5 protein-coding genes and 1 pseudogene are annotated in these 3818 nt (G+C 73.3%); 3 read left to right on the top strand and 3 right to left on the bottom strand.

The window, feature by feature from the left end:
- From G3I65_RS33735 to G3I65_RS33725, 3 genes and pseudogenes are all read right to left on the bottom strand, one after another.
- Window positions 1-202, bottom strand: a pseudogene (locus G3I65_RS33735) (2-dehydro-3-deoxyphosphogluconate aldolase); the annotation flags it as partial.
- Window positions 199-777 carry an isochorismatase family protein gene (locus G3I65_RS33730; protein WP_160699689.1) on the bottom strand — a complete coding sequence of 193 codons (579 nt, stop codon included), beginning with the start codon at window positions 775-777 and terminating at the stop codon, window positions 199-201. The pseudogene G3I65_RS33735 and the gene G3I65_RS33730, both read right to left, overlap by 4 nt.
- Window positions 778-790: 13 nt before the next feature.
- A complete protein-coding gene (locus G3I65_RS33725; protein ID WP_160699688.1) occupies window positions 791-2092 on the bottom strand; it encodes a nicotinate phosphoribosyltransferase in 1302 nt (433 codons plus the stop codon).
- Window positions 2093-2166: 74 nt separating this feature from the next.
- Here G3I65_RS33725 and clpS point away from each other — a divergent pair, with 74 nt between their 5' ends.
- The 3 genes from clpS to G3I65_RS33710 form a co-directional block, all read left to right on the top strand.
- Complete coding sequence (gene clpS, locus G3I65_RS33720; RefSeq protein ID WP_086679752.1) at window positions 2167-2466, top strand: ATP-dependent Clp protease adapter ClpS; 300 nt, start codon at window positions 2167-2169, stop codon at window positions 2464-2466.
- The gene (locus G3I65_RS33715; RefSeq protein WP_160699687.1) at window positions 2463-3020 is read left to right on the top strand and encodes a DUF2017 domain-containing protein; all 558 of its coding nucleotides are present in this window, start codon (window positions 2463-2465) and stop codon (window positions 3018-3020) included. The genes clpS and G3I65_RS33715 overlap by 4 nt, the downstream gene beginning before the upstream one ends.
- Window positions 3017-3818 (top strand): P1 family peptidase (locus tag G3I65_RS33710; protein WP_160699686.1); only part of this gene is annotated, 802 nt, incomplete at its 3' end. The genes G3I65_RS33715 and G3I65_RS33710, both read left to right, overlap by 4 nt.

The following is a 3818-nucleotide window of genomic DNA, read 5'->3' as shown; positions in this document are numbered from 1 at the left end:
CGCCGATGAGCGCGTCTTCGCCGAGGGCCAGGCGCAGCGCGGTGATCGCCGCGGGCGCGCCCGGTGTCGTCAGCGTCGCTTCGAGCAGGCGGACGCCCGCCGCGTGCAGCACCATCGCCGCGTCCGCGAACCGCGACGCGTCCGAAGCGCGCAGGATCGCGACGAGCCGGTGTTCGGCCAGCGTGGCCCGGAGGTCCCTCACGAGGCCGGCGGCACGGCCGCGGTGCCGGTGTGGGCGACGCCCGCCTCGTCGAAGTCCTTCAGCGTCGCGTCGACCGTCGGCTGCGAGCCGCCGACCGTCAGGTCCAGCAGCACCCGCACGCCGAAGCCCGCCTTCGCCGCGTCGAGCGCCGTCGCGCGGACGCAGAAGTCCGTCGCGATGCCGACGACGTCGACGTCGGTGACGTCGTGCTCGCGCAGCCACGCTTCCAGGGACTTCCCGTCGCGGGCCGCGCCCTCGAAGCCGGAGTACGCGGCGCTGTATTCGCCCTTCGAGAACACCTCGGTGATCGGGACGACGTCGAGCGCGGGGTGGAACGACGCGCCCGGCGTGCCGGCGACGCAGTGCACCGGCCAGCTGTCCTTGAAGTCCGGCGTCTCGCTGAAGTGGTCGCCCGGGTCGATGTGGTTGTCCCGGGTGGCCACCACGTGGCTGTAGCCACCTTCGGCGGCCTGCTTCGAGATGCCGGCGGCCGCGGCGGCCCCGCCCGGCAGGCCGAGCGAACCCCCTTCGCAGAAGTCGTTCTGCACGTCCACCACGATCAGCGCGGTACCCATGGTCGAACTCCGTTCAGACAAACAGCGTCGGGATGGCGGGCTCGCCGTGCGAGAGCTTGAGGCCCTCCCACGGCAGGCTGACCAGGCCGCGGCGCAGCCGTTGCCTGGCGTCGTCGAGCGTAGGCAGGTCCGCCTCCGCGCGGCCAGCGCGGATCAGCGGGATCTGCAGCGGCCGGTCGTTGGCCTCCGCGGCAGGCGCGGTGCCCGCCGTGGTCCAGACGACCTCCTCGACCGCCGTGCCGGTGCCGCGGTGGCGCCGCAGCGCGGACTTGCGGCCGCCGCGGGACTCCTTGTGCGCGCTGCGCTTGGCGACCGGCTTGCCGTCCACCTCGACCAGCTTGTAGACCATCCCGGCGGTCGGCGCGCCGGACCCGGTGACCACCGAGGTGCCGACGCCGTACGCGTCCACCGGCTCCGCGCGCAGCGCCGCGATGGCGTGCTCGTCGAGGTCGCCGGAGACGACGATCCGGGTGTCCTTCGCGCCGAGGGAGTCCAGCTGCTCGCGGGCGCGACGGGCGAGGGGGCCGACGTCGCCGGAGTCGATCCGGATCGCGCCGAGCTCGGGTCCGGCGACGCGGACCGCCGTCTCGATGCCCGCGGTGATGTCGTAGGTGTCGACGAGCAGGGTCGTGTCCGCGCCCATCTTCTCGACCTGCGCGCGGAACGCCGCTTCTTCGCTGTCGTGCAGCAGCATGAAGGCGTGCGCGACGGTGCCGCGCGTCGGGATGCCGTAGCGGCGGCCCGCTTCGAGGTTGGACGTCGTCGCGAAGCCGGCCAGGTAGGCGGCGCGCGCGGCGGCGACGGCGGCGTACTCGTGCGTGCGGCGGCCGCCCATCTCGATGATCGGGCGGCCGTGCGCGGCGCCGGACATCCGGGCCGCCGCCGACGCGATCGCGCTGTCGTGGTTGAGGATCGACAGCACCAGCGTCTCGAGCAGCACGCACTCGGCGAACGAGCCGGTGACGGTCAGGATCGGCGAGCCGGGGAAGTACAGCTCGCCCTCGGCGTACCCGTCGACGTCACCGGAGAACTCGTAGCCGGCGAGCCAGGACAGCGTCGCGTCGTCGACGACCGCGGTCGCTTCCAGCTGCGCCAGTTCCGCGTCGGTGAAGCGGAAGTCCGCGATGGCGTCGAGCACGCGCGCGGTGCCGGCGACGACGCCGTAGCGCCGGCCGTCCGGCAGTCGCCGGGCGAACACCTCGAACACGCAGGGCCGCTCCGCCGTGCCGTCGGCGAGCGCGCTGCCCAGCATGGTCAGCTCGTAGTGGTCGGTGAGCAGCGCAGTACTGGCCGTCGCCGGCTCCGGTGAACCCATGGGGTAAGCCTATTCACCCACATGGCCGGACCTGGCGCGGCGTACCCCGTGACCCCCGTGACACCATGGGGTGCATGTCCACGCCTGTCGCATCCGAACAGACGCAGGTCGAACCGGCCGGTGCGGAAGTAGCCGAGTCGGACACCCCCTGGCGGACCGTGGTCTGGAACGACCCGGTGAACCTGATGTCGTACGTGACGTACGTCTTCCAGAAGCTGTTCGGCTACAGCCGCGACCACGCCACCAAGCTGATGCTCGACGTGCACCACAAGGGCAAGGCGATCGTGTCGTCCGGCAGCAAGGAGAAGGTGGAGACGGACGTGGCGAAACTCCACGCGGCCGGCCTCTGGGCCACCATGGAGCAGACCTCGTGAACGGCTGGCGGCGCAAGGGCGCGGTCATCCACGCCGGGTTCGAGCAGCAGGAGGCGGCCGTCCTGCGTGGGCTGGTCAGCCAGCTCGAGGACATGCTCACCGCGCGCGCCGAGGAGGCACCTCAGGACGAGCTCGCCGAGCTGACCGGCATCCGGACCGGGCCCACCGAGTCCCCGGACGACCCGGTGCTCTCGCGGCTGCTCCCGGACTTCCACAAGCTCGACCCGGACAACCCCACCCGCGAGGACCTCGACTCCGCGTCGGCGATGCGCTCGCTGCACGAGCCGGAGCTGCTGGACATCAAGGTCGGCGTGGCGAAGATCGTGCTCGACACGCTGCCCCGCGACGGCGGCCAGGTCCGGCTCACCGAGGAGCAGGCCGACGCCTGGCTGGGCGCGCTCAACGACGTCCGGCTGGCGCTGGGCACCGCGCTCGACGTCACCGAGGACATGCCCGACGAGCTGCCCGAGGACGACCCGCGGGCGCCGCACCTGGGCGTCTACCACTGGCTGACCTGGGTGCAGGAGACGCTGATCCAGGCGCTGACCGGATGATCACCGACGTCCCCGGCGTGCTGGTCGGGCACCACGAGCGGGTCGGCGACGGCTGGGCCACCGGGACGACGGTGGTGCTGGTCCCCGGCGGCGCGGTCGGGGCCGTCGACCAGCGCGGCGGCGCGCCCGGCACGCGGGAGACCAACCTGCTGGAGCCGGAGAACCTGGTGCAGCGGGTCAACGCGGTCTGCCTCTCGGGCGGGTCGGCGTACGGCCTGGCCGCGGCCGACGGCGTCATGCGGTGGCTGTCGGAGCGGAACCTCGGGTTCCCGGTCGGCGCGCAGCCGCACGAGGTGGTGCCGATCGTGCCCGCGGCGGTGCTGTTCGACCTGCCGCGCAGCGACTGGGGCAACCGGCCGGACGCGTCCTTCGGGTACGCGGCCTGCGACGCGGCTTCCGCCTCGTTCGCGGAGGGGACTGTCGGGGCAGGCGCGGGAGCCGCCGTGGGGTCGTTGAAGGGCGGCATCGGCTCGGCGAGCGAGGTCGTCAGCGGGTTCACCGTGGGCGCGGTGGCGGCGGTCAACGCGGCCGGCGAGGCCGTGGACCTCTCGACCGGGCGGGCGTACGCGGCCGACCACGGGGACTTCGGCGTGACGTGGCCTTCGCGGGCCGCTTCGCTGCCGTCCCGCCGGACCGACCTGAACACGACGATCGGGGTGGTCGCGGTCGACGCGGCGCTGTCGAAGGCCGAGGCGCGGCGGATCGCGGTCGCGGCCCAGGACGGCCTGGCCCGCGCGGTGCGCCCGGCGCACACGATGTTCGACGGCGACACGGTGTTCGCGCTGGCCACGGGCGAGC

Source organism: Amycolatopsis sp. SID8362, from assembly GCF_010550475.1.
Classification (GTDB): Bacteria; Actinomycetota; Actinomycetes; order Mycobacteriales; family Pseudonocardiaceae; genus Amycolatopsis; species Amycolatopsis eburnea.
Note: the sequence above shows the minus strand (reverse complement) of the source record. Positions and strands in the feature narration are given on the sequence as shown.

Coding starts and splice junctions, on each gene's coding strand:
- G3I65_RS33725 (WP_160699688.1), bottom strand. CDS start 2,092: ATGGGTTCACCGGAGCCGGCGACGGCCAGTACTGCGCTGCTCACCGAC.
- G3I65_RS33730 (WP_160699689.1), bottom strand. CDS start 777: ATGGGTACCGCGCTGATCGTGGTGGACGTGCAGAACGACTTCTGCGAA.
- clpS (WP_086679752.1), top strand. CDS start 2,167: ATGTCCACGCCTGTCGCATCCGAACAGACGCAGGTCGAACCGGCCGGT.